At 54.5% G+C, this 25,453-nt stretch carries 17 protein-coding genes; 12 read left to right on the forward strand and 5 right to left on the reverse strand.

From position 1 onward, the window contains the following. Positions 1–1,359, reverse strand: a complete 1,359-nt coding sequence (locus CJD38_RS01645; RefSeq protein WP_107938550.1) for a CehA/McbA family metallohydrolase domain-containing protein — start codon at positions 1,357–1,359, stop codon at positions 1–3. Positions 1,360–1,558: 199 nt separating this feature from the next. Here CJD38_RS01645 and CJD38_RS01650 point away from each other — a divergent pair, with 199 nt between their 5' ends. The 6 genes from CJD38_RS01650 to CJD38_RS01675 all read left to right on the forward strand — a co-directional run bounded on the left by CJD38_RS01650 (position 1,559) and on the right by CJD38_RS01675 (position 7,694). Then, a complete protein-coding gene (locus CJD38_RS01650; RefSeq protein ID WP_107938551.1) occupies positions 1,559–3,268 on the forward strand; it encodes a proline--tRNA ligase in 1,710 nt (569 codons plus the stop codon). Then, a complete protein-coding gene (locus tag CJD38_RS01655) occupies positions 3,265–3,834 on the forward strand; it encodes a lytic transglycosylase domain-containing protein (protein ID WP_240625580.1) in 570 nt (189 codons plus the stop codon). The genes CJD38_RS01650 and CJD38_RS01655 overlap by 4 nt, the downstream gene beginning before the upstream one ends. Positions 3,835–4,029: 195 nt before the next feature. Then, positions 4,030–5,349: a hypothetical protein gene (locus CJD38_RS01660; RefSeq protein WP_146165893.1), complete on the forward strand. Its 1,320-nt coding sequence runs from the start codon at positions 4,030–4,032 to the stop codon at positions 5,347–5,349. Positions 5,350–5,364: 15 nt separating this feature from the next. Continuing rightward, positions 5,365–6,708: a hypothetical protein gene (locus CJD38_RS01665; RefSeq protein ID WP_146165894.1), complete on the forward strand. Its 1,344-nt coding sequence runs from the start codon at positions 5,365–5,367 to the stop codon at positions 6,706–6,708. 48 nt (positions 6,709–6,756) lie between these two features. After that, on the forward strand, positions 6,757–7,038 hold the full coding sequence (locus CJD38_RS01670) for a hypothetical protein (protein ID WP_107938554.1): 282 nt from the start codon (positions 6,757–6,759) through the stop codon (positions 7,036–7,038). A 257-nt stretch (positions 7,039–7,295) separates the two neighbouring features. Next, positions 7,296–7,694 (forward strand): rhodanese-like domain-containing protein, encoded by a 399-nt coding sequence (locus tag CJD38_RS01675; RefSeq protein ID WP_107938555.1) that lies wholly within the window; start codon positions 7,296–7,298, stop codon positions 7,692–7,694. A gap of 277 nt (positions 7,695–7,971) precedes the next feature. Here the strand turns inward: CJD38_RS01675 and CJD38_RS01680 are convergent, their stop codons facing one another. Next, positions 7,972–8,577 (reverse strand): TetR/AcrR family transcriptional regulator, encoded by a 606-nt coding sequence (locus CJD38_RS01680; RefSeq protein WP_107938556.1) that lies wholly within the window; start codon positions 8,575–8,577, stop codon positions 7,972–7,974. A gap of 223 nt (positions 8,578–8,800) precedes the next feature. Here CJD38_RS01680 and CJD38_RS01685 point away from each other — a divergent pair, with 223 nt between their 5' ends. The 3 genes from CJD38_RS01685 to CJD38_RS01695 all read left to right on the forward strand — a co-directional run bounded on the left by CJD38_RS01685 (position 8,801) and on the right by CJD38_RS01695 (position 13,570). Continuing rightward, on the forward strand, positions 8,801–11,560 hold the full coding sequence (locus tag CJD38_RS01685; RefSeq protein WP_107938557.1) for an ImpA family metalloprotease: 2,760 nt from the start codon (positions 8,801–8,803) through the stop codon (positions 11,558–11,560). A gap of 543 nt (positions 11,561–12,103) precedes the next feature. Continuing rightward, positions 12,104–12,679 (forward strand): heme-binding beta-barrel domain-containing protein, encoded by a 576-nt coding sequence (locus CJD38_RS01690; RefSeq protein ID WP_107938558.1) that lies wholly within the window; start codon positions 12,104–12,106, stop codon positions 12,677–12,679. A gap of 273 nt (positions 12,680–12,952) precedes the next feature. Continuing rightward, positions 12,953–13,570, forward strand: coding sequence for a M23 family metallopeptidase (locus CJD38_RS01695; protein ID WP_161554127.1), 618 nt, complete (start codon positions 12,953–12,955; stop codon positions 13,568–13,570). A 90-nt stretch (positions 13,571–13,660) separates the two neighbouring features. On the opposite strand, the gene CJD38_RS01700 is transcribed toward CJD38_RS01695, so the two are convergent. Further along, positions 13,661–14,290, reverse strand: a complete 630-nt coding sequence (locus tag CJD38_RS01700) for a flavin reductase family protein (RefSeq protein WP_107938560.1) — start codon at positions 14,288–14,290, stop codon at positions 13,661–13,663. 361 nt (positions 14,291–14,651) lie between these two features. Between CJD38_RS01700 and CJD38_RS01705 the strand changes: the two genes are divergently transcribed. The 3 genes from CJD38_RS01705 (at position 14,652) to CJD38_RS01715 (ending at position 22,755) form a co-directional block, all read left to right on the forward strand. After that, positions 14,652–14,996, forward strand: coding sequence for a hypothetical protein (locus tag CJD38_RS01705; protein WP_146165895.1), 345 nt, complete (start codon positions 14,652–14,654; stop codon positions 14,994–14,996). Between the two features lie 302 nt (positions 14,997–15,298). Further along, entirely contained in the window at positions 15,299–16,960 is a 1,662-nt protein-coding gene (locus CJD38_RS01710; protein WP_161554128.1) for an ATP-binding response regulator, read from the forward strand. Next, complete coding sequence (locus tag CJD38_RS01715) at positions 16,957–22,755, forward strand: alpha/beta fold hydrolase (RefSeq protein ID WP_107938563.1); 5,799 nt, start codon at positions 16,957–16,959, stop codon at positions 22,753–22,755. The genes CJD38_RS01710 and CJD38_RS01715 overlap by 4 nt, the downstream gene beginning before the upstream one ends. On the opposite strand, the gene CJD38_RS01720 is transcribed toward CJD38_RS01715, so the two are convergent. Further along, the gene (locus CJD38_RS01720; protein WP_146165896.1) at positions 22,750–23,388 is read right to left on the reverse strand and encodes a response regulator; all 639 of its coding nucleotides are present in this window, start codon (positions 23,386–23,388) and stop codon (positions 22,750–22,752) included. The two genes, CJD38_RS01715 and CJD38_RS01720, sit on opposite strands and share 6 nt — an antisense overlap. A 125-nt stretch (positions 23,389–23,513) precedes the next feature. Next, positions 23,514–25,442: a formylglycine-generating enzyme family protein gene (locus CJD38_RS01725; RefSeq protein WP_240625582.1), complete on the reverse strand. Its 1,929-nt coding sequence runs from the start codon at positions 25,440–25,442 to the stop codon at positions 23,514–23,516. Positions 25,443–25,453: the final 11 nt, after the last annotated feature.

The following is a 25,453-nucleotide window of genomic DNA, read 5'->3' on the forward strand; positions in this document are numbered from 1 at the left end:
TTATTTTCCCTTGACCCAAACTGGAGCGACGTAGGCCACGGACTTTCCGTCGGCACCGTGCACGCGCACGAAGTACCAGTGATCACCGGTTTCGACCGGCACTTTAAATTCGCCATTGGCGCTATCGATCGTGGCGATTTGTTTGCCGCCATTGCTGAATAACTGCAAGGTTCCTTTGAAGTCGCTGCCGTCGGCGTTATACGTTGCCACCGTCATTGGCAGCGTGGCGCCGGTATCGCAGGAAATCTTGTCGCCCATCGGATGACCGCCGGCGTTGAAGTCGACGTGCAAATGCTGGCCCGGTGTGAGTGCATAGGTGCGACGCGCCAGCCAAGCTTTTTTGAAATCTGCTTCGCTCAAGCTCTTGGCGATCGTGACGGTTTTCGGACGCTCTTCAACGGCGTAATGCGCAAAGTGTTCGTCTTCAGAACCGAGGAAAGACAGACGCCAGCCTTTGTCCAAAGCCTTCGCGATATACGCTTGATAACGATCATCACGATTGCTGTCGTTGTAAGCCTCAATGCCAAACATCCGCTCAACTGCTGCTGGGATCAGCGTGTAATCATTCCAATCGCAGAGGCCTTCGGTGATCGGCAGCGGCAGATCGTTGAGCAGACATTTGTCGTGCGGATGATTGAAAGTTGCGAGGCCATCGCCGCCACCGCCGAAAGGCACGGGCGATGACAATGAACCGGTGAGGCCGATCTGATTCGGATCACGCGTGAACCAATCCCAGAACGTGTCCATGCCTAGATAACCGCCATCGGTTTTGGCGTTGGTGAAATTCTTCGAGAAGAAAACGTTGATGTGTCCAAACACATCGCTGGTCCACTCGAATCCGCGGATCGCCAGAAAGTTTGTGCTGCTGGCTTTTTGTGCCTGATCCATCGTCGACTTCCACTTCTGCAATTTATCGCCGGTGGGATTGAGGAAGCAGTACTCCAACTGGGTCGGATCAAAGCGGCCAGAGGTGGGGTCACAACTGGCGTGCAGCGAAATGAACAGACCGTTTTCAATCAGGTCGGAATGCTCCGATCCGGCCGCAAAGCTGTAGCCCTTCTCGCGTGCGATTCGGTAATAGTCGGCCGGGATGGAATGCGGATCGCCATCCGAGTAAGCCGAATGTTCGTGGGTGATGCCTTCGTAGTGTTTTAGCGACGCGAGTGGTTCGCCGGTGTAGACCTCACAAGCTTTGGCCTCTATTGGCGGGGTGACCGGAGGAGTGACTGGAGGCGTAACAGGTGGCGTCACGGGCGGCGTGACGGGTGGGGTGACAGGTGGCGTCACCGGTGGTGTCACAGGCGGTGTGACTGGAGGCGTAACGGGCGGTGTCGTTGGAGGTGGGGCAGAGCGCGTCACGGCGCCGTCGCAGGCAGTCAGTATTATGGGCAGGCAAAGGGTTAGCAGGACGGCTAGATGGCGTTTCATGAGAGGGCGAAAAGTGCAGGATGTCGGCCAATCTAGTGCCTCTTGATGACGCCACGATGAAGCTGGCTGACGATGCCGCGGCCTGACCCGTTACAATGGGCGCAATTCAAATTTAACCTTCTGATTCGCTATGCGCCTGTCCCGCTTTCCGCTCGCTACTACCAAAGAAACTCCTTCTGACGCCGAGATCATTTCGCACCAGCTGATGCTGCGTGCCGGCTTCATCCGCAAATTGGGCGCTGGCCTCTACACCTGGCTACCGATTGGTCTGCGCGTACTGAAGAAAGTCGAGAACATCGTGCGCGAAGAAATGGATCGCGCCGGTGCATTGGAAGTGTTGATGCCGACGATTCAGCCGGGCGAACTCTGGAAAGAATCCGGCCGCTGGGATGTGATGGGCTACGAAATGCTGCGCTTCAAAGATCGTCACAAAAACGATTTTTGCTATGCGCCGACCGCCGAAGAAGTTATCACTTTCCACGTTCGCCAAGACATCCGTAGCTATCGCCAGCTGCCGATTAACTATTACCAGATTCAAACCAAGTTCCGTGACGAGCGCCGTCCGCGCTTCGGCCTCATGCGTGGCCGCGAGTTCTTGATGAAGGATGCGTATTCCTTCCACATGGATGCGGAAGATTTGTCGCGCGAGTACTACAACATGCGCGAAGCCTACATCCGCGTGTTCACGCGCGTGGGCGCTGCGTTCCGTGCGGTCAAAGCTGATAGCGGCAACATCGGTGGCGCGCTGTCAGAAGAATTCCACATCCTCGCCAATTCGGGCGAAGATTTATTGGCGGTTGCAGAAGGCGGCACCTACGCGGCAAACGTCGAAGCCGCAGAGTGCAAACCTACCGGCAAGCGCGCAGCAGCAAGCGCAGCGTTGGAGAAAGTTTCTACGCCGGGCCAGAAGACCTGCGATCAAGTCAGCAAGTTCTTGAACGTGCCGCTCACCGGCAAAGTGAAGTTGCTGGTTGTGCACGCAGCAGAAGGCCAGCCACACGCGCTCATTGGTATTGCGCTGCGTGGCGATCATCAGCTCAACGAAGTCAAAGCCAGCAAGCATCCGAAAGTTAAATCGCCGTTCAAGATGGCGACGCCAGAAGAAGTGCAGGCTGCGTTTGGCTGCGAGACCGGTTACCTCGGCCCGATTAAATGCCCGATCCCAGTCATTGCTGATCACGCTGCGTTCGAGGTCGCTGACTTTGTTTGCGGCGCCAACGAAAACGATCATCACCTCAAAGGCGCCAACTGGGGCCGCGATGCAGAAGAGCCAGAAACGGCTGACCTGCGCGCAATCGTCGAAGGCGATGCTTCGCCAGATGGCGTTGGCGTGATCAAGTTTTATCGCGGCATTGAAGGCGGTCACGTCTTCCAGCTCGGCAAGAAATACAGCAAGGCAATGAACCTCACCGTGCTCGACGAGAAGGGCCAAGCCGTAACACCAGAAATGGGTTGCTACGGTATCGGCGTGTCGCGTCTTGTTGCTGCTGTGCTTGAGCAAAGCAACGATGCTGGCGGCATGATCTGGCCAGATGCCATCGCGCCGTTCCGCGTCATCGTTTGCCCAATCGGCATGGACAAATCAGAAGCCGTGAAAGCTGCCGCTGAAAAACTCTACGCAGACCTCAATGCCGCTGGCATTGAAACCGCGCTGGATGATCGTGGCGCACGTCCGGGCTCGATGTTTGCAGACGCAGACCTCATCGGTATTCCGCACCGCGTGGTGATTGGCGATAAGAGCCTCGCCACCGCGCAGTTCGAATATAAGAGCCGCAAGGCGGAGAAGGCTGAAATGATTCCGGCCAGCCTTGAGGCCGTGCTCGAAAAACTTCGCGGATGATGCGCCGCGCGTTCGCCATCCTCGTTCTCTTGCTCGCCGCGCCGCTGGCGTGGGCAGGGCCAGTGGGCGAGCCCGATGACGAACTGCGCGATTTAATGCGGCAGGCGATGAACGAGCCCGATAGTTTTGCGGATCGTTTTGATGCTGAGATTTGGTTGGTCGATATGTCTGCGCGACTCAAACCAATGATGGCCAACGAGCAAGACCGCATTAAGTTTCTACGCATGCTTCACCGCGAAGCCATGCGCGCCAAGCTTTCGCCAGAATTTGTGTTGTCCGTGATTGAAGTTGAAAGCCGCTTTAATCGCTTCGCCGTTTCCAGCGCAGGCGCACTCGGCTATATGCAGATCATGCCGTTCTGGCTCAAAGAGATTGGCAAGCCGGGCGATAGCTTGTTCGATCCGCAAACCAATCTGCGCATGGGCTGCACGATTCTCAAACACTACCTCGACATGGAACGCGGCGATCTGGTGCGTGGTCTCGCTCGCTACAACGGCAGCCTTGGTCGCGTTGAATATCCTGCGCTGATCATCAGAGCAATGGATCGGCGTTGGTATAAGTCCTGATATTGGCAGCTCTGCTAAGCCTGAATTCGTCGGCCGCAATCAGCCCAAAGCGGTCCCTCGACATCCGTGGTCTGGCTTCCTGAAAGCAGCCTTCCGGGCGTTAGCCAAATGGGTAATTGCAATTGCGGCCTAATCCGGCAAGAGTGTTGGGACAATAGCCGCGGCGACGACCGCGTTTTCTGGGAGGAGAGCAGCATGAAAATCCGGCGGATCGGATACGGGGCACTCCTGTTGTTACTGGCCTCGTCCAGAAGCTATGCCGCCCATAGCTTCCCGATCAGCGGCAATGTGGTCGACGCCAACACCGGCGTGCCGATTGCAAATGCTGCCGTCGTGGTTCAATGGCACGCGCGATTCTCCAGCCTGGTCGACTCCTCAACGGGTTGTCTTGGGGCGCTATCGACAAAGACCGACCAGCACGGGAAATTCACCCTGCCGGCGTGGGTCGTATTGAACCTGTTCATTTCGGATATTACGGCGACCTGGCAGGCTTACAAATCCGGATATCTGACCTCCACGGAGCCGTTGAAAGATTCCGGACAGATATTTCGGATGACGCCATTGCCCGCCGCAGTGCGCGCGATTCCGAACCGGGAGTATTACCTGCGCTATCTGGAAAGGAGCGCGCGGAGCATCAGGGACTGCTACAAGTATCCGATGAACAGGGGAGACACGGTGGATGATGTATACGTCCCGTTTCGCCAGTTGATGGGGGGCGATGCAAAAGCAATCGCCAAGTCCCCTTACGAAGACTATCTCGCCGAGTCCATCAAGACGATTTTTGAGCCAGGGTTCAAGTCAGCCCTTCCGCCACATATCGATATCCAGAAGTTGAGCCCATCGTCCGATCCGCACGCACGAACCTGGTACGGGGAAAGCGCTGGTCTGGAAGTCCGTGGCAACAGTTCGGGAATCGCGGAACGTCCCCAGCTGATGCTGCTTTGCGCAAAAGCCGTCAGCAGCGAGTCCCTTAGGGGCGAGGCGTGTGACGTCAACATGCGCAGGGCCAACGGCGACACCCTGCTCATGGACAAAGTCGACAATGATGAAATCGTGGACTACCTGCTGAGCCACGGCGCAGACCCGGGCATCCGCAATGCCTGGACCGGGAACAACGCGATGAGCCTTCTGCTCAAAAAGATGCATATCTATTACATGAGCGATGACAACGATCCCAAGAGAGAGGCGGATCGATCAAAAGTCTGGGCCGCTGCGACGCATTCACTGGAACTGCTCTGCGCAGACAAGCGCACCCAGATACCTGCAGAAATCCGTGCCGAACTTGGCGATCCTCTTCACTGGTTCATCACCGAAGGCGCGCCGAAGAATTTTTTCCTGAGAGCGCGCGAGCTGACGCAGTCGCTGCCACTGGCTGAAAAGATCCAGCACCTCGACGACGACATCTCCCGCGCTGACGAACGCGTACCAACTCCCAACGCGCTGACGCTGGAAGGGCCCCTGCATATGAATTGCGCACCCAATTGCCCGGCGCGAGGGCGTTGGGAGTATTACTAGCCGTCGGCAGGCGATATGCATACCTACCTGAAGAGTCGAATCATGCGAATGGGCCCTCGTGGAAAAACGGTGTTGATGATGGCCGCATTGGTTCTCTGCCATGGGAATCCTGCGGTGGCCGGCGATCAGTCTCTTGCGGGATTGCGTGGGCAACTCGTGGACGCCGATACCGGCGCACCTGTTCCGCATGCCCTGGTCGCCGTGCAATGGATCACCGAGAGAATGCAAGGCAGCACGCGCTACCTGCGGTGCCTGCACGGTGATCTGGCCGAAACCACAGCCGACGGCAGCTTCGTCATCCCCGCGTGGACCATTTCTCCACCCCTGAAAGATGAGTCAATAAAAAACCCGCAGTGGACCGCCTATTTCCCGGGTTATCTGACCACGACCGAAACAATTGAATCGACGGATGCCCGTAAATATCCAATCAGGCGTTTCCCGGATGGTGGTCGGAAAAATCCAGAGTATTACCTGCGTTATCTGTTGGCCAGCACGCAGAACCTGAGATTCTCGGGGCCGCAGCTGAACGGTTGCGTCAGGATCGACATGACCTTCGGCAAGCTTGCGCCGAATACGTCCGCGCGCTTCCAGTCCGCCCTGCTTGCGGCGGGCGAGCCACTGCCCACGTCACCCTATGAGCATTACCTGCTCACCTCGTTGAAAGCGACACTGGGGGCGATCAGTTCGGGTTACTACAGGGAAGCGCCGCCCCCTAATATTGATGTGCGCAAGATCGCGCCGTCCGATCGCGTCGACCATGTCAGCTGGGACAACGGCAGGGCGAAGGTTGCCCACTTCGTTGCTACCGGTCCGGGTGCGCTGCCTGAGCCGACTCGATTCGCCATTTTCTGTTCGCAGGGAATGGACAAGGATTGCGACATCAACGCCCGCAGGGCCGATGGAAATACCTTGTTGATGGACAGCGTTGTGGGCGATGCGGATTATGTCCAGCAGTTGCTGAAGATGGGCGCAAATCCGGGCATCGAGAACCAGTGGACCCAACAGAATGCCTTGAGCGTGCTGCTGAAGCGTATGTACGAATTCAGCCAGTCAGGATCACCGCAGTATCCGAGTCCTGGCTACGTGCCTCCGTCCTGGGACTCGGCTCGGAAAGTTCTCGATTTGCTCGTGGCAGATCCGCGTACCCGGATCACGCCTTCGATTCGCAAGGAATTGAATGACGGCGGCAATTGGGGGCTGGCCAAGCCGCAGTGGAAACCCTACGGCTGGAACATCCCTGTGAAAGGTCCGGTCAGGGATTTTTTCCAATATGCCTATGAACGGATCAAGTCCTTGCCGGATAGCGATGAAAGTCCTGGACCGTCCGAAGAAATTCGCGACAAAACGCCGTGGAAATAAGCCTGGCAACATTTCGTAGCCAAGAGACAACAGCGAGATTTGCCATCAATGTCTAAAGAAACGCTGATCATCATTTCTTCCTTGCTTGCCAGTGTCGCGCTTACGGTCTTCACGCGCGTGCTTTGGGGAGCCGGCGGTGGATGGGGAATATCCCAAGCGCTCTCACTGGTGTTGGCTGGCACGTCCTGTTGGATAAGCATCAAGAATGCTATTCAGAAGAAAAGCCTGGACGCGGTGGCAATGGCCATTTTCCCATCGCTATGGATGCTTTTGTGCCTGTTTATTTCGCTGGTTGTACTGGTTGGCCCCTTCTTGGGGTCGCAAATATGAAGACTGATCTGACATGTGGTGGAGGTCCATTCGTGGCCATTCGGTAGTGTCCGCTTTTGGCACGTTGTACCGCTTCACGGTTGCAAAGCTGCTGTCGCTTTTTGCAAAAAAATATGTGGTCACGGCGAATATATTTTCCGCAGGGAGGCTCCAACCCATTTCGGTCTATCGTCTGAATAAAATGACTGCCACATAGCGGCCATTGAAAAGCTCTCGATGGTCGCATCATTTTCAGCTGAAGCGCTAAAGGTACTCAGATGGCACTAAAGAAAGGCTACAAGCAGATGCTTGAGGAAGCCCAAGCGAAAATCCAAACGCTGTCTGTCGATGAAGCTAAGGCAAAGCTGGGACAACCAGATGTTCTATTCGTAGACATCCGCGACGTTCGCGAATTAGAGCGCGAGGGCACCATTCCCGGCGCCTTTCACGCGACACGCGGAATGTTGGAGTTTTGGGTTGATCCAGAGAGCCCGTACTTCAAGCCGGTGTTCGGTGAGGACAAGCAGTTCGTTTTGTTTTGCCAATCGGGATGGCGCTCTGCGCTGACGACAAGCACGCTTCAAGATATGGGATTAACTCGGGTCTGCCACATCGCTGGTGGATACCGTGACTGGAAGCAAGCTGGTGGGCCCACAGCAGAAGTCACAAAAAAGTAGCTTGCGCGTCTCCAACACGCCCTAGCGTCGCGTTCCGATATACACGCCCGCTGCGGCGAGGGCGAAGCCGGTGAGCTTGATCGGGCTCATCGGCTCATGCATAAAGGCCCGGCCCATGATCGCCGTCACCGGCGTCACCAAGTAGAACGGTGTCGAAACGCTGGTGCAGCGCCTTGGCGCAGCAGCACAAACAGCAGGGCGAAGGTGCCACCGGAGTTACTAGGATCGGCCACAGCATTGAGCCGAGGATAGCGTTGCCGTTTTTTGTGTTGAGCGCTTATTTCTTTTTTGGCACTGATGGCCGCGTCTTGCTCGCCACTTTTGGTGCTGCACTCCAACGGCTCGCCAGGCCTTGGCAAATGCTGATGATCTCTTTTTTGCTGAGGTCATGGGAAACCATTCCCTCAATCGCAAAACTCAGGATCTTCATTTCGGCTGCGCGGTCGCCAGGCGTGAATGTGCGCGGCATCGCCTCGGCATAAATACCCTCGAACGTAGCGTGAAAATTATTGTGCCAACGGCTGATTGCTTCAGAGCGATCGATCAGTGCGTGAACCATCGAAACAAGATTTCGTGAGCGGCGAAGATAAAGAGCTAGCTGCTGAAACTGTTCAGCGAGAGGAGCCTTGGCAATCAAAGCATGGGCCGCGACCGCGGTTTCCAAAAAATCGTCCAGCACTGCAAGCAGCAATTGCTCCTTGTCGGTGAAGTACCAGTAGATGGTGTTGGGGGTGACATCCGCTCCCGCCGCAATGCGGTTCATTGGGGTGGCGTCATAGCCATCAAGCAGGAACAGGTCTCGCGCCACTGTCACAAGTTTGGCGCGCTTGGCCTCAACGGGCTGGTGTTTTCGATTTGCAGGCATATTGGAGTCTTTTCGCATACCCGCTTCTTGACTGCCATTTAAGAAGAAGATTAGATTGTGCAAACAAGGCACGCAAGATGCCGGGGAATTCAGCGGGGCCGTCCATGCCGGTTAAGTGCAAGGGCGGGCAGACCTGCGCAACGGGTCTAGACGCTTGTCGTCCAATCCATAACTAAATCGCTGGAGTGAGAGAGCTCACTTCGCGGCCACAGCCATATCCAAGTTAAAGAAAATAAATTTGATGAGTACTCGTAAGAAGTTAGCTATTACGGTGGCCGCCGTCCTTCTGTCAGCTTGCACCGGTGCAGATTCTGTTGTTTCTAATAAGCGTGTCGACGCTGCGCTGGCCAGCGGTGATCCCAGCGGGCTCCAGGCCGAAGACCGTGCCACGCTGCTGCAACGCGCGACAAGTAAGGCCTCGGCAATGCGTTCTCGCGCGCAGCAGGTTCTGAGCGATATCTACAATGCCAACGGACAGGTGCCAAATCTTTCCGTGAGCGTTGGCGTTAACGACAATTCTGCTCCGGGTTATTTCAGTAACCCGATTTATTCATCTGGCGTTACTCAGGCGATCCCATACATTGTTTCTGACGACGGGACTGGTATCGCCGCTATCACTGAGCTCAGCGGCGATACTAAAACTGGCCGTGGCATGGCCTATGCGAACGACATGCTTTCGTGGATGAGCGGTACCACGCGTGAGCAGCAGCACCTCCCGCTGTTCACCCGCGCCTTTACTTGGCTGATGACGGGTCAGGCGGGTGGCACTCTGCCATCGACCATCAAGTTCAGTCAGTCGGGTTACAACTCCAGCACGGTCAGGAATTTTTTGACCCGTCTTGGCAAGACGGCAACAGAAATCCCCGGCGATGGCAGTGCCACTACTTGCAACATCGCGTCGTCTACCAACACCTGCTGGCAAAACGCCGACCTGCTCGTATTTGGTGAGAGTGTTCCAGATAGCGCTGGCCTGAGGGACTTGGTGCAGACCTATCTCAAGGCAGGCAAGGCCGTCATGTACATGCATAGCGAATGGGCTGACCCGGCCGGCGCCACGCACGTGCTGAATGGCATGGGCATGAAGTTCGGTGGATACGGAGGCAATTACTGGGCCTCAGCACCGACTTACTCAGTGAGCGCTGGGCGCACAGCCGCAGATAGCTTGGCGCGTGCCGATACGCTCGCAAAGCTGTCGACGACACTGCAGTTACTCGCGCAAGACAGCTACTCGAAAGATTTCACGACGGACACAACAGCAATCGATGGCGTCAATCTGATGCTGAACGAAATCTCCGCTTATGAAACTTCCGGCAAAAATATTTTTGCGACAAGCAATACGGATCTACAACGACTGTTAGTGCTGTGGGCCGATCAATGGCGCCCTCAGTTTACGTATGGCCAGATCAGTCGCACGAATGATGCCGCCAACTTTCTGCGTGCCTATGCCTCTGATTCGTGGTTGGCATTCAATCGCTCGGCAACGACGACCAATCCGCATGGCCAAGGTGACTACATGCCCGTTGCGGCACAGCAACTGGCGACCACCAGCAGTTACGAAACGATTCAACTAAGACTTCCTCAGTCTGGTGGCATCACTGCGATTGGTCGCGGCGCTATTCCAGCGAAGGGAGCGGTTATTGAAATCGTCAATGCGCCTGCCGGTGTCAGCCTCGGAATTCAGAGCAGCTACGTTCGCGCGACTGGCAACCCGATCTGGGATAACAACTACCCACGTCCACGCCGACCCAATTCGTGGAATTTGCCGCTGCAAAGCAATGTCGGCAACAATTTTGTCTCGCCTTTTGGTGGCCCGCTGTTCCTGAGTTACAACGGAGCAACCGCCGGGCAGACGGTCACGCTGAAGATCAAGGGCGTGATCAAGTACGCGCACTTCGATTTCAGCAACGGTACGCCGCCTCAGGCGGATCTAGACGCGGCAATGGCTTCGCTACAGCGGAAGGACTATGGCTGGTCCACCGCAAAGTTTCGCAGCGGCGAGGTCCAGCAGACCATTGATAGCGCCAGCAACTCGATCGGCAGCTTCACGCCGAAGCAATACGTCGTCGACCGCTTCCAGCGAATTGTGATGGACACCAATCACATCGTGAGCGGTTACAACGATATGCCGCTGTCACCGATGGCTACTTCGCTTTGCAGCAGCTTGTCGTGGGATTGCACGGGCGGCTTGCATAACCCGCCAGGGATTCAGCACTTCGTTAGCTGGATCGCCGCTTGCGGCGACGGCTGCTCCGGCAACCCGAGTGACAACAACGGTTGGGGCCTGACTCCGTCTTGGGGATGGGCGCATGAGTTGGGACACAACAACGTGCAGCGATGGATGAGCATTTTGGCCTGTGTGGGTGAGTGCGATAACAACACACATTCCATCACCGCCATGCTGCGCGGTTATGCCCTTAACGGCGACGATTACAACGGTAGCGAAAACACTTACCACTCCAAACTCTACAAAAACATTCAGGACAGCCGTGCGACAGGCAAAACAGGCGAAGCCCTGCGAGCTGACATGCAAGCGCGCCTTTGGACTGGCGATATTGGTTATGCCGATGCACAAGGTCCAATGCTGGCGGTGCACATGCAACTGGCGTTTCTCTACACGAAGGTTCGATATGGCTCGGCACGGCCCACGGTCGATCCCACGCTGGAATTCATGGCGCTGCTGAGCAAAGGAGCCCGCCTGATCGGCAGTCAATGGACCACTGCAACTGCCGCGAATTACGGCATGGGGCGCTATCCCAACAACAACATCAGCAACGAAGATTTGTTGTACGTGCTGGGCTCTAAGATCATTGGCCAGGATCTGCGCAACATCTTTTCGATGTATGGCATTCCACTGTCTGCGAATGCGACCAACTCCATATCTGATCTTGGCTTGCCACTCGCGTCGCAGCAGTTCTACGCGCTGGCCTACGGCAAGAGCAACCAGTTGCAGACTGGCCAGTGGCTGACATTGCAGTCCAGTACTCCTGCATATCCATTCTGAATTGAAATCAAAGCACGGATATGAAAACGGATCTTTTCAATTTCAAGGACAACAATTTAGCCGTGAGATGGCCAGAGCTGATACAGGCAGCTCAGAAGTTCACGACTTACTCCATAGATGGTGTGCGTTACCCACGCATTCCTTATGGGAATGAGGCCACAGGCTTGGGCGCAGACGATCGACGTTGTGAGGACTGTGCTGTTGTTAAAGGCCAACTGCATATTGTGAACTGCTATGTCGAGCGATGTCCTCAATGCTTGGGGCGAGCTTCTTGGTGTGACTGCAGGCGTGATGATGCGGGATTCGACTATGCATTTATGAGACCAACTCCCGCACAGTTTTACGATTGCGTTTGGTATGAATCACTCATGACGCCGGAAACAGTTTTTATCGCAGTTGTCGCCACCATCAGCGCTTTAGCGGTAGTTCTATTTTCTTCTCAATGAACGTACGCATGAAAGTGAAAATGGCCTGCACAAAAAATAATTAACTAGATAAATTCTGAAAAAATCCTTCAATGCGACACAATTCGAACAAGGTTTTATGAATGCATCCCACATTATTGACGGCGTCAACTACGGACCCTTGGCTGGATTGATCGGCACGTGGAAAGGTGACAAGGGCGTGGATCGTGCGCCGGAACCGGGCGGAGAAGAACGCAATCTGTTTTATGAAACATTGCTGTTTGAAGCCTGTGGCGATGTAGACAATGCGCAAGAGCAAGTTCTCGCGGTTGTGCGTTATCACCAAGTTGTCAGCCGCAAGTCGAACAACAAAGTCTTTCACAACGAGAGCGGCTACTGGAGTTGGGATTCAAAGAGCGGCGTTCTAATGCAGTCACTCACTATTCCGAGAGGCTTCGCCCTATTGGCAGGCGGACGTTTTGCTGCCAAAGAAAGTTACGACGGTGAGCTGGTCCTCGATGTCAGAGCGGCTGAAAACGATCCGGATTGGACGATTGTGCAATCGCCATTCCTACGCGAGAACGCGCGTACCACAGCCTTCACGCATACGGTCGTGATCGATGGGGACCACATGACTTATTCAGAATCGACACTGCTCAGAATCTACGATCGCGAGTACAACCATACTGACGTTAACCGCTTGGTTCGGGTTTAGCAGGCCATAGATTCGTAATTCGGTAATATTTTTGCTGTAGCACGACACTTCAAATATCCGTGACTACGCAGATGAAAAATTTGCGTATAGTCAAGATCACTCAGCCTTCCTGAGAAAATGCGGCGTTTGCATTGCCTGGGACTTTAGAAGCTTCGAAAGAGATTTATGTATTTGTATTTTTATCGGCAGCGAAGCTCTAGGCGATTTAAGCATCGTGACGTTTGGCTATTGGGTCGGCGACTCGCAACGCTATCTTGCGGGTTAATACTAACCATGGCGCCTATTCTTGTTCTTGGCGCCGAGATAGATGCACCCACCGCATCGAGTGCTGAAGCGCTGCGCCCGGTTCCGGACGTTGATCGCAGCGAAGCAAGCCAGTTGGCCAAAGTACAGCTGACAGATACGCACACTGCCCCGAAAAATTTGTTGCCTCAAGAATCGATTCCCGAAGCGCTTACACTGCCAGCCGCGCTACTCATCCCGGTCGCTGGAGTCACGAGCAGCGAGTTGCAAGATACTTTTTCCGAAGGTCGCAGCAGCGGGCGTATCCATGACGCCATCGACATCATGGCGCGCAAAGGAACGCCGATTTTTGCGGTCGCCGATGGAACAATTGCCCATTTGTGCAAGCGAGGCAGGGGCGGCCTATCGATTTATCAGTTCGACGCAAAGAAGAACTTTGTCTATTTCTACGCTCACCTAAATGCCTATTCGCCGTCGCTCGTTGTAGGTAAAAAAATCAAGCAAGGCGAAATCATCGGCTATGTGGGCCATACCGGAAATGCGCGCGCCAGTGCGCCGCACTTACATTTCGCCATGGCCAGCGTTGCCACACCCAATCAATGGTGGGGTGGCGATTCAATAAATCCTTATCCACTTTTCCAAAGATGATTTGAGCGTCTTCAAACATCAATATTCTGACTGAACGTCGCGGGCAGGTCGTGTCGGTTCAGTCTTGCAAAATAGCCATCTGTTTTTTTCTTAGACGGTCGGTCGGTGCATATCGAAACGGCTCTCGGGAAAAATTTCCGCGTAAGCCGAAGGACCACCTGCGCGGAGAATGATCCCGGCGCCGAAAGTATCGAAGACACCGTCTTTGAGCATGTCCTTGCGGATATGAACGCCAATGACCTCGCCCAAGATCAACCACGCTTTCAGACGCGATTGGTGTTGGTCCTTTAGTTGAACAATCTCTGTCAGCTTGCACTCGAAGTTGACAGGGCTTTCGGCGACGCGAGGTACGGCGACTAAACGAGACGGTACTGGGGTGAGTTGCGCTAATTGGAATTCATCGACTTCGTAGGGAAGCTCAGCACATGTTGTATTCATGCGCTCGGCCAGGTCGCGGGTTGCAAGATTCCAGACGAATTCGCCTGTCTCTTCAACGTTTCTGAGGCTGTCCTTTGCGCCGATGCTGGAAAATCCAATAATGGGTGGTCGGTAATTGAACGCATTGAAAAAACTATAGGGCGCTACGTTCAACACACCCGTTCTTCCACGCGTCGAAATCCAGCCGATCGGTCTTGGACCAATGATCGCGCCGAAAGGGTCATGCGCAAGACGATGGCCCTCAGCAGGTTGATAAAAGTGGCGATCCAGTTCTTCAATCATCAGCTGAAACCTCATGCGGTAAGTGGTATCGCAGCGATTCGCCGCGGAGTATTGGGTGCTTTTTCTAGCAACTCAGGACGATCCACTATCTTAATCTGGCTGGGAGTGTCCGAGAATTCACGTCGGCGACAAACCTTCTCTGGCATTTGGCAGCGCATCGGTGTTGGGCTCATAAATTTAAGGCGCCCGCGTGATCCGCGCTCTAGAGACGGACGTCTCTTAGATTTCGGGTATACGTATGACGGATATTGGCACTAACTCGATGGCCGGGATCAGCCCAAAGCTGACGTTCAATAGCCACATATGACATCTTCACGATAGTTTTATGATGTCGACTCAGTTACTGAGGGGGAGCTTAACCATGAAAACAAAATTAATCATTGGACTGATGGCGGCGATCACACTGCTATCCAACGTTGCGATTGCGGCGGAGTGCAAAGTAGATGTAAAAGAATTCCTCAAAGTCATTTCCGCACGCAGAACAGCTTATGAAGCCGACAACGGCCCGCGAGGCGCTAGACCCCTTGAGCTGTGCAAGGTCGACATCACCGTCGATAGCACGAAGCGGGTATGGGAAATCGCACCAATCGAATGCACTCCAACAGCGTTACGCCGAGTTCAATTAATGATGGGGGACTCGCAGGTTCCGACGTTGTCAAAGGAAGAATGCGAGCAGACACACATCAGGATGAACATTCACTCGTAGCGGGCTAGAAGATGCGGCAGGTCTGAATATCCGTTTTTGGCGCGCCAGCAGCTCCGGCGTAGCCAAAAGTCGTAGTCCAAGGGCACGGACCCCGGCCCATGGCTTGGCGTGAGATGGCGGAACTAGCCAACTAGCTAATATCGCCGCCAGCGTAAATCGCCTACCTTATGTAAACAAAGAAAAACATAAGGGGCGTTATGGGGGCGATCAGCGATGCTGGCCTTCAGAAGGATCAGTTAGGCACTAGCCTGCGTTCTCTGAATGGGGAGCTGCTTTTATTGATTGCTGAACAGGCACGCAGAGTGTCTGTTTCTGTATGCGTCTCAGCGGTGGCCGTTGCAGCGTTGGTGATGCCTTATGTGCAGATCACGCTTCCACTGGCTTGGCTGGTGCTGGTTGTTCTAACGACGGTTCTCCATTCACGTGTTCTGTCTGGTCTGTTAAAGCCAGATCACCGTTCGGAAGATTCCAAGCTGACCATTGCCGCCATATCTTTTGGCTTGCGTGGATTGCTGCTGGCTTCATTGATCTACGTATTCCCGTTTGTGCCTGTCACCATTGGTGCGGTGCTCACGATTTATAACGTGGGGATTTGCAGTGCGACTGTTTCTGCAACTGCTGGATTCCGTCGGATCTTCGCGCCATACGCCATCGTCACATTAGGGCCGATTGCGTTGGTGTGGTCCATTTCAGCAAACCTTCAAGTTGCGTTCTATGAGCGCATGTTGTTTGTCGGCCTTGCGATCGTCTATCTGATATCGATGCTCGGGCACGCCAAGGGCACGTTTGCAGCTTTTCTGGATTCTTATAACAACCGCGTTCAGGTCATTGAGCTGAATAAGCAGTTAACCGTCGCGCTGCAAGATGCCGAAACTGCCAATCATGCGAAGACGCAATTTCTTGCATCAGCTAGCCATGATCTGCGCCAACCGATTCATGCGCTGTCGCTGTTTAGTGGCAGTCTGCTCATGCGCAATCTCGATGAGCGTAGCGCGGTCATTGCGCGGCAGATCGACAAGAGCATCACCGCGCTCACGTCGCAATTAGACGGCCTTCTTGATATTTCTCGGCTGGATGCTGGCGTCGTCGCCAAATCAATTTCTGTTGTGCAGCTGCATGACTCGCTGCAGCAGCTTGTGCAGGAATTCTTGCCACAGGCCAAGTCCAAGTCTTTGAGAATGACGCTGCACTGCAGTGTCGATGCTTACGTGCGGACCGATCCGATGTTGTTGCAGAGAATTCTGCGAAACCTGATTTCGAATGCCATCAAATATACCGACCGTGGCTCCGTCGAGATTGTCGTTATTCAGCAGAACCAATCCTGGCGTGTGCGCGTGAAAGATAGCGGCATCGGCATTCCGGCTGCTGAGCACAAACGAATATTCGAAGAGTTCTACCAGTTCGATAACCCCGAGAGAGATGGTTCCAGAGGCCTCGGCCTCGGTCTGGCGATTGTCAGGCGTCTCGCCAAATTGTTGGAGTTGGGCGTCGAGATCGAGTCCCAGCCTGGCAGCGGCAGTCAGTTCTCCTTAGATATTCCACGTGCAAACAAAGAGGAATCAGTCATGGCATTACCGGCGATGGAATCACAGGTTAAGTCCACAAACGTGCAGGTGCTGGTGATTGATGACGCACCCATTATTCGTCAGGTGATGCAGACGGTTCTTGAAGAACTGGGCTTTGGCGTGGTCACCTGTGAATCAACCGTCACAGCCGTCGAGCTCTGCCGTACTTATAAGCCTTCGATTGTGCTCGCGGATTTTCGCTTGAGAGGTACGGACAATGGCCTGCAAGCGATCCAGAGTGTTCGCACGATCTGGCCAGATCTGCCCGCTTTTTTGATCAGCGGCGATACTGAACCAGCAAGACTGCGCGAAGCCCACGACGCTGGCATTGAACTGCTTCATAAGCCGTTGGCGTCCGCTGATTTATTGCGTCACATCATGAAAGCCGTCGAGCAATGAGTGATTGGGTTCAAACGCCGAGCGCTGGCACTACACGCTGGATCTCACGCGAATTCTCTGAGCTCATTCAAAACCTTTCCACCGATAGCGATCACATCAGCGGCAAGACGCCGGACTTTGATGTTCTGATTGTTGGCAGTGGTTACGGAGCTTCGATTGCTGCTGCGGAATTAGCGGGCTGCACATCCAACGGTAGGCGTTTGAATATCGCTGTTCTTGAGCGCGGTCGTGAATATCTGCCCGGCGCTTTCCCATCAAAGATGGCGGATTTGCCTACGCATATTCGTGGCGGCCTTGGTGCACTGGGTCGTGCGGGCGAAGGACTGTTTGATATTCGTGGCGGGGCCGATGTATCCGCAATCATTGCCAATGGCTTGGGCGGTGGCTCGCTGATCAACGCGGGCGTGATGGAAATTCCTGATGCCGCGGTATTCAATCAGCGCTGGCCGAAGTCCTTGCGTGATGAAAATTTGCGCGCGATGTATTACTTCAAGGCGAAGCGTTTGCTCGGCGGTACCGTCAACGGTGTCAACAACACAATCAGCCAGCATGCCGCTGTTTCAACGTCTGGTCTGCAAAAGACACAAGCGCTGAAGTTGCTCGAAAATCGGCAATCAGAATCCGGAAATTCAAAAAACTTTCGTGAGGCAGCAATTACGGTCGCAATGTCTGAGCGCCTCACTTCTGGCGGCGTACGACTCAATGCCTGCAAGCTCTGTGGTGATTGTGCGACCGGCTGCAACTACGGCGCGAAGGAATCGCTGGACACCAATCTTTTGGTCAGCGCATTTGTTGCGGGGGCCAAATTGTATTGCGGCGCAACCGTGCTGCGGATCGAACCGACGGAGTTCGATGGCTGGCGCGTACTGGTCACGCACACCGATGTGTCCCGACGACTCGCCGAAGGCGCTGCGCGATGGATTACGACTAGCAAACTGATATTGGCTGCGGGCACCTTGGGAAGCAGCGAAATTCTGCTGCGATCACAACAGCACTGCCCAGAAAAATTGTTGTTCTCCACGCAACTCGGCAAACGGTTCTCTGCCAACGGAGACAATCTCACGCTGGGTTATGACCATGGTGATGCCAACGCAGTGGCCGATGAAGACGTTCATCCCGTTGTGAGAATGGTAGGGTCCACCATCACTGGCATCGTGGATGCGGAGATCAAGGCCAAGGCACCACACGCTTCCCACAATATGGTGATTGAAGAATTGGCGGTGCCGGGACCGCTGCGCCGCTTGTTTGAAGAAAGCGTCACCTTTGCCGATACGCTGGAATCGCTGGTGACGGTAGATGATCTGGACCACAAGGACGGCCATCCTGATGACGATCCTTATGCTGTGAGCGCGCGCAAGATCAAGCGCACTTCCTTGTTCGCATCGATGGGTGATGACGGTGCCGCGGGAACGTTGAGATTGGTCGACGCTATTGGCGCTAATGATGGCGATGGCTTTCTCAGCATCAGTTGGCCTGAGGCAAAGCGCCATCCACTGTTTGAAGCGCAAGCGCAGCAGATCGCCGAATTCTCCAAGAGCGCCAATCGCGATGGGCGCACGATTGCCAATCCGTTATTGAACCTAGTGCCTGCGGCACTGAAATCTTTTATTGATGATGCGCGTGGCCCTGTACTGACCGTGCATCCGCTTGGTGGCTGCGCAATGGCAGACACTGCTGCCGATGGTGTCGTTAATTCTTTCGGTCAAGTGTTTAAGCGCGATGGCGATCTTTTCTCAGGGCTGGTCGTACTCGACGGTTCAATCATTCCGTCTGCTCTAGGGACCAATCCCGCACTGACCATCGCAGCGATGTCGCTGCGTGCAATACAGAAGCACAAGGCCGATTGGGGTTTCACCGAGCCAGCAGGAAAGGGAGCTGCAGTTGAGTTGGGCCCACGCCCAACGCTTCCCAATCCAGAGGTGATTGGCCAGACGCTTGGTCAGGCGCCAACCAAGACACGCGCCGAGTTTCAGGAGCGTCTTTCCGGAGCTGCGCCATTCATCGGCGCGAATGGAAAAGCAGATGAATACTGGATTGAGCTCACGTTGGCCTATCCCGACGTCACGCTCGAAAATCTATTTCGATCAAAGAACGCACAGGGCTCGCTGAGTGATGCGGTTCTCAAGCTGGGCGTTGGTGATGACGGACTAGAAAGCCTGTTGCGCATTTATCGCAAGAGCGATTTCAACGGGGACCAGTGGACGCGCTTGAAGTGCGGTGATCTGCTGCCTGAAGAGCGTCCCGAAGAATTCGACGCGCTTGCAGATATCTATCCACTCACCGGCTCGCTGACGATATTCAAGCGCGAAGCAACGACGAGTTGGCAGCGTATCCGGCGTGGATTCGTTTCATGGATGTTTTCCCGCGGATTTCGTGACTCCTATCAAGCGGCAGTCACTTGGATCAAGCAACGCTGTGGTGGCTACTTGCCCACTGGGCCCGGTATTTGCGCGCGTGTATCTGGGGCATTTCAAATAGCCAGTCACGCAGGTGAAGTCAGACGCTTGGACTATGCCTTGAAGCTGGGCGCTTCACGACCATCCACCAACAAAGACAAACCTAAACTTGATCTTAAGCTGGAAGGGAAAGAAATTTTTGGCGCCAAGCGCATTACGTATGCGCGACCAAGCAATCTCTGGCGTCAGCTGCAAGAGTTAACCCTGACAAAATTTCCGGTGGAGGTAATTGAACGTCAGCGACCGGTGTTGTCGCTGGACTTACGCTTCCTCGCCACTCGTCAAGCGCCGCTATTTCGCTTCACCGCGCAAAGCAATCAGCTCAATGCCCTGATGGATTCGATGTCCTTGGGCGCGTATCTCTTGCGCATGCTGTTCACGATTCACCTGTGGAATGCGCGTGCACCGGAGCTTCCAAAAGAGCGTGTAGTGAATCGCTTGCCGGGCGTCTTGCCGGGATTGCCTGCGCCAGAAATTCATACGCTAGATGTCGATACGCTCAATGGCGCGCCGGTTCAGATTCGACTGACGCGTTACCGCTCGCAGGCAAGCATTGATCAAGTTGAGAGCAACGCGAATCCTCCGGTACTGATGATTCACGGCTATAGCGCGAGTGGAACTACCTTTGCGCATCCCTCACTCAAGCCCAGCCTTGCGTCTTATCTTGCGAGCGATGGACGCGATGTTTGGGTTCTCGATTTACGCAGCAGTTGCGGTCTTCCATACGCCTTGCAACCTTGGAGCTTCGAGCAGATTGCCTTGGCGGATATTCCGGCAGCGGTGGACTTCGTGTTCTGGCGCACCGGACAGAAGCCGCTGGATATCGTTGCACACTGCATGAGCTCGGCGATGCTGAGCATGGCGCTGTTATCGGCGAATCAAACCGCGAATGACGTCATGCAGCCTTGCGGACAGGACAATGTGGATCGATTCCGCGCAGAGCGCATGGCAATGCCTTCACGCATACGGAAGGTAGCGCTGTCGCAGATCGGGCCCGTGATGGCGATGAGTCCTGCCAATGTGTTTCGCGCTTATATCTTGTCGTACTTTCAACAAATTCTTGGATCGATGTCTTATGCGTTCAGACCCAAGGCGGATGACGGTTTATTGCTGAATTTGCTGGATCGCTTGTTTGCAACGCTTCCATATCCTGACGATGAGTTGATCAAGGAAAATCCAATCCGTCCGTGGGCGAAAAGAGAATATCTCGGAACGCGGCATCGTATGGATGCGCTCTATGGCATGACCTTCAAGCTGTCGAATCTGAGTGACGAGACACTCGATCATCTTGATGACTTCTTCGGCCCGATCAGCTTTGAAACGGTTGCGCAGGTGATTCATTTCTCGCGCTACCAGACGATTACGAATCGGGCAGGGCGCAATCGTTTTGTCAGCAACGACATGCTTCACGATATCTGGAAATTTCCGACGCTCAGCATCCATGGCGATCAGAACGGACTCGCGGACCTCGCAACAATTTATCGAATGGACGATGCCCTCAGCAATGCCGGTTGCACGTTCGAGAAGTATGTCGTTCCAGGTCACGGGCATCAGGATTGTCTGATTGGCGTCGGAGCACCAAAGGTTTTCGACAAGCTCAAATCATTTTTTGACGAAGGCAGCAAGCCTTCTGCGAACGCAATACCGAAAGATATTGCAACGACGCCCGGCTTGGGCCCCATGTTGACGGTCGCAAGTGTCGGTGAAGATGCCGGGCAAGTAATGATCGGCATGGGTGGGCCGCCTGATTTGGGTACACCGCAATACATCTGCATGTTGCCGATGATGAAGAACGATGGTGTCTGGTCGCGCGATCAGACAGTGCTCGACAAGCTGGGTGCAAGCGAAGTCGTTCCATTCCCATCCATCATCATGCGGCCGTTCGACGCAAGCAATTCTGACAAGGATTGGTATACCTATCGGGTGCCTGGTTGGGCCAAGGAATATCAGGTTCGATATTTGGCAGTGTTGCTGATCTATTCGCGGATGATGCCGTTGGGTTCCAAGAGCGCCGTCTACCAATCCATTATTGAGCTCTGTGCATCGATGAAGGAAGGGCCAAGCGGTCTACCGCCTGGAGTCGTTTTGATCGAACAAGCTGTTGATCAGCGTGTCGGACTGAGGCTTGCACTGGGCAGTTGCCAATATGCGCCTGGCATCTTGGATCGCAGTCTTGCGGATGAAGCTTGGCAGCGGCTCAACGCGAGATTGGTGAGGGAAAATCCTGAAGGTCCTCGAACGGAGTTAATCATCCTCGCCGGTGATCAGGTTTATGTTGATCCTTCTGCGGGTTTGTTTGATCCGGTGCGCGCTTACGATCGCTATCGCAATCCTTACGATGTCTGGTTGAGCAATCTCAATGCCAAGGCGTCGATGCAGCGAGTGCCGGTTGCAACCATGCTCGATGATCATGAGATTCACGATAACTGTGAACCCGTCTGTTCGCCGCCTTCGAACGGGAAGCCAAATAAAGCGGGCTGGGTGCCAGTGGAACTTGCGTTGGCCAAGGCAGCATTTGCGAAGCAAGAAAGCGATTGCAACGAAGGCATCAAGAGCTTTCTGATGTTCCAGCGCGCAACCGCGCCAGACGGAGAAAAGTTGCCAGAGCAAATCTCCAAGGACACATCACTGTGTTTCGAATTCGAACGCAATGGCGTGGCGATCTTTATGCTCGATACGCGTAGCAAGCGTCACAGAAGAACGGCTAGCTCAAAAGAACCTACCTGCATGTTCGATGCTGAAGATATGAACGAACTGAAGGCTTGGTTGATCACCAACAAAAATCGACCAAAGTTGATTGTTGAACCTGCGTTGCTCTTTCCCAGACACCGGCAGTCCGTGTCGGCGCTACTTGCGAATGGCGAGGCTGATCTCAGCGCATCTGCTTCGCTGCGCTCGGATTCATGGGATGGTTACCCGGACAGCTGCTATGAGCTGTTGAGCTTCATCGCGGATCAGCAGATCACGCAAACCATCTTTCTCTCAGGCGATGAGCATCTGGGAATATTCTCCAGTGCAACTCTTCATGGCCCCAATGCAAAAGCACCAGTCACAATCTGGACTATCCACGCGCCAGGCTTGTACACCCCATATCCGTTTGCGAACGCAACGAGTTCAGATTTCATGGCAAATGAGACATTTGAATTTAAGCGCGGCGACAACGCTGGAAAATATCAGTGCAAGGTTGAATCGAAGTTTTTCGATGCATCCGCTTTTGCAATGATTGCGCTGGAGCAAGAGCCTGAGAGCAAGTTGTGGCAGCTCACATGCGAAATCGATGGGCCCGTCGGCAAAGCGACAGAGCGGGTTATCGTCAAGATCGGAACAACGCGCTTATAGATACAGTCCGATTTTGGCTGCTGCGAAGACCGCTTCGGTGCGGTTCCTTACGCCAAGCACACGGAACACGGATGACAGGTGTGCTTTGACGGTTGCTTCCGAAATGTTCAGTTCGCGTGCAATGACTTTGTTGGCCTTGCCCTGCATTGCGATTCGTAGCGTTGCGATTTGGCGTTCAGTCAGATTCTTGATTGCGGTCTGATGGCTGTTCTCAGTGCTGGACTCCTGCGATGGCAACTTCGCGGCAATTGTGTGTGCAGGTAGATAAACGCCACCCGCAAGAACCAGACGCAGGGCCGCCATCATGATGGCGTGAGACGATGCCTTTGGAATGTATCCAGCCGCACCCGCTTCGATGATCTGGTGAATCACGCCACGATCTTCTTCGGCGGAAACAACAACGATGATGGCTTCTTCGATGCGCTCTCTCAGTAAAGCCAAAGCATCGAGGCCGGAAACTCCTGGCAGGTGAAGGTCGAGTAAAACGATATCGAATTTGGACTTTGCGGCAAGCTCAATCGCCACCGCACAGCTGGGCGCCTCGAAGAAGGAAATATTCTCGACAAGATCCGCCAGCAAAAATTTGAGACCAGACCTGAATAGCTCGTGATCATCGACGAGCAGCACGTTCACGAACGATGCCCCATTGCACAACTCCCAAGGTTTTTCTATCGGGCGCTTACGTGAGCGGTCCCTTGTCCCTTCATCCTAATGAAGCGGTCCGCTAAATAGCAACCGCCCACTAGGGGGATAAAACGCTAAGGCGGAATGCTGGCCTGTTTGGAGCCATCTACTGGCTTGAACGACCAATCCATTTTTACATCCAATTTACCGGTGAAACTGCCCAGCACCGTTGAGTCGCCATCAAACGGGGAGTTGGCGGGCAGTGTGGCGGCAAAGCTCGCGCTTTCTTTGGTGCGGCTCACACGCTCAGCGGACCAGATCAGCATTTCTGCGGCGACCGGCAATTCGATATCGCTGCGCTCAGTCGTCTTATTGCGGCGCATCACGCTAGTACCCATTGGTGATGGGATGAACAGATTCTCGACGTAGATATCGCCGGTGCGGATATCCACCGTAACGGTGTAGCGCTGACAAAGTTTTGCGCGATCTTCAGCGCTGCCATCGCTCGCCGCACTGCGATCCAATGACCACGGCACCAGTTTGGTTTTGCCGCTGTTGTAAGCACGCTCACCGGCGATATGCGTTTCGTTGGTGATGCGTATGCGATTGGGGCAGCCGGTATAACCGAAGAAATACAACCAGCGGGCGGCATCGCCGGTGGCGGGCGCAATGATCAGTGCTTCGAGATCTTCAATCGCGTTGTTCTGCAACGCTGAAACCGCCGCCATGCGTTCTACCGATTCGCCAATGCAGCGATCATCCAGCATGCAGTTTTTTGTTTTGGCTTCTAGCGCTGCGAGTTCTTGTGCGGTGCGAGGGAGTCTTCCGCCGTTCTGTGCCTTGAGTCGCATCAAGCCGCGACGTGCGAGGAATTGCTGTTTGATCGACAATCGCTTTGCAGTATTGGGATCGAGCAAGTTGTCGCCATACAGCACGCCATCTGAGCGCAAGCGTGTGCTCAAGGCATAGTCTTGTTGAGTGGTCGCTTGCGAGTGTTGCAAAACATTTTTCCAAGCCTGATCGCCTTTAACGCTGATGCGCACGTCGAGTTGGCGTTCTAAGGCGAGTGAGGTTGCGACTGCTAAAGATGAAGTTGCAGGCGAGAGCGATTTCTCAGCGGCAGCTTCTAGCTTCTTACGCTGCGCCTTGGTGAGCAGTGTGGGGCCGACTGTTTCTACACGTTTGTCCGGTGTGGCATTCGCCATCTGCGCGGCTTCATTGCTACTCAGCGCACGCGCCACGCGAAAGCCGAGGCCATCGCTGGTCGTATCGCTAGGATCTGCATCGCGACTGGAGAGTCGCAGTGCGTTGGCGTTGTTGCCCCAGCCACCGCCGCGATTCACGCGTTTGCGACAAGAATCTGCGAGCCACACGCTGCCATCGCTTGGCGCATTGCTGTAATCGGCATGCCAACAATCACCGACCCATTCCCAAACATTGCCGAGCATGTCGTACAAGCCCCAAGTGTTGGGTGGAAAGCTGCCGACGGGCGCGGCTTCTGCAAAACTGTCATCGCACTTTTCCGCCCAGTAACGTTCGGGTGCTGCGCGTTTGCCGCTGACGTCCATCAGATTGGTGTAGTTGCAGGGGCTGGGATCAAAGCTGCCCCAGTAATAACGACCTTCGTTGCCACCACGCGCGGCGTATTCCCACTCGGCTTCGCTCAGCAGTCGATACGGTTTGCCGCTGCGCGCTGCAAGCCAGGCGGTATAGGCCTTGGCTTGCGTCCAGGTAATGCCGGTGACCGGATAGCGCGCAAATTGTTCTTTGCTCGGTGTGCGTGATGCCGTGCAGCCACCGTCTTTCACGCAGGCTTGCCACTCGGCATTGGTGACTTCAAAGCGACCGACAGCGAGTGGCGTAATCTGCACATCATGCGCAGGGCGTTCATAAGGCTGACCATCACCGACTAGATCTCCCATGCGATAACGACCGCCGCTGAGCGCGATCATCTCGGGTGCATCACTGCAATCGCGCAAGACGTTAAGGCCAGAGGGCAGACGTTTGGTATCGCTAACGCAGGATGCAGATTTATCTGCAGCCGTCGCGGTGTTCGCCGTCATGGCAAACGCCA

Origin of the sequence: Stenotrophobium rhamnosiphilum, from assembly GCF_003052265.1 — a bacterium.
Lineage (GTDB): Bacteria > Pseudomonadota > Gammaproteobacteria > Nevskiales > Nevskiaceae > Stenotrophobium > Stenotrophobium rhamnosiphilum.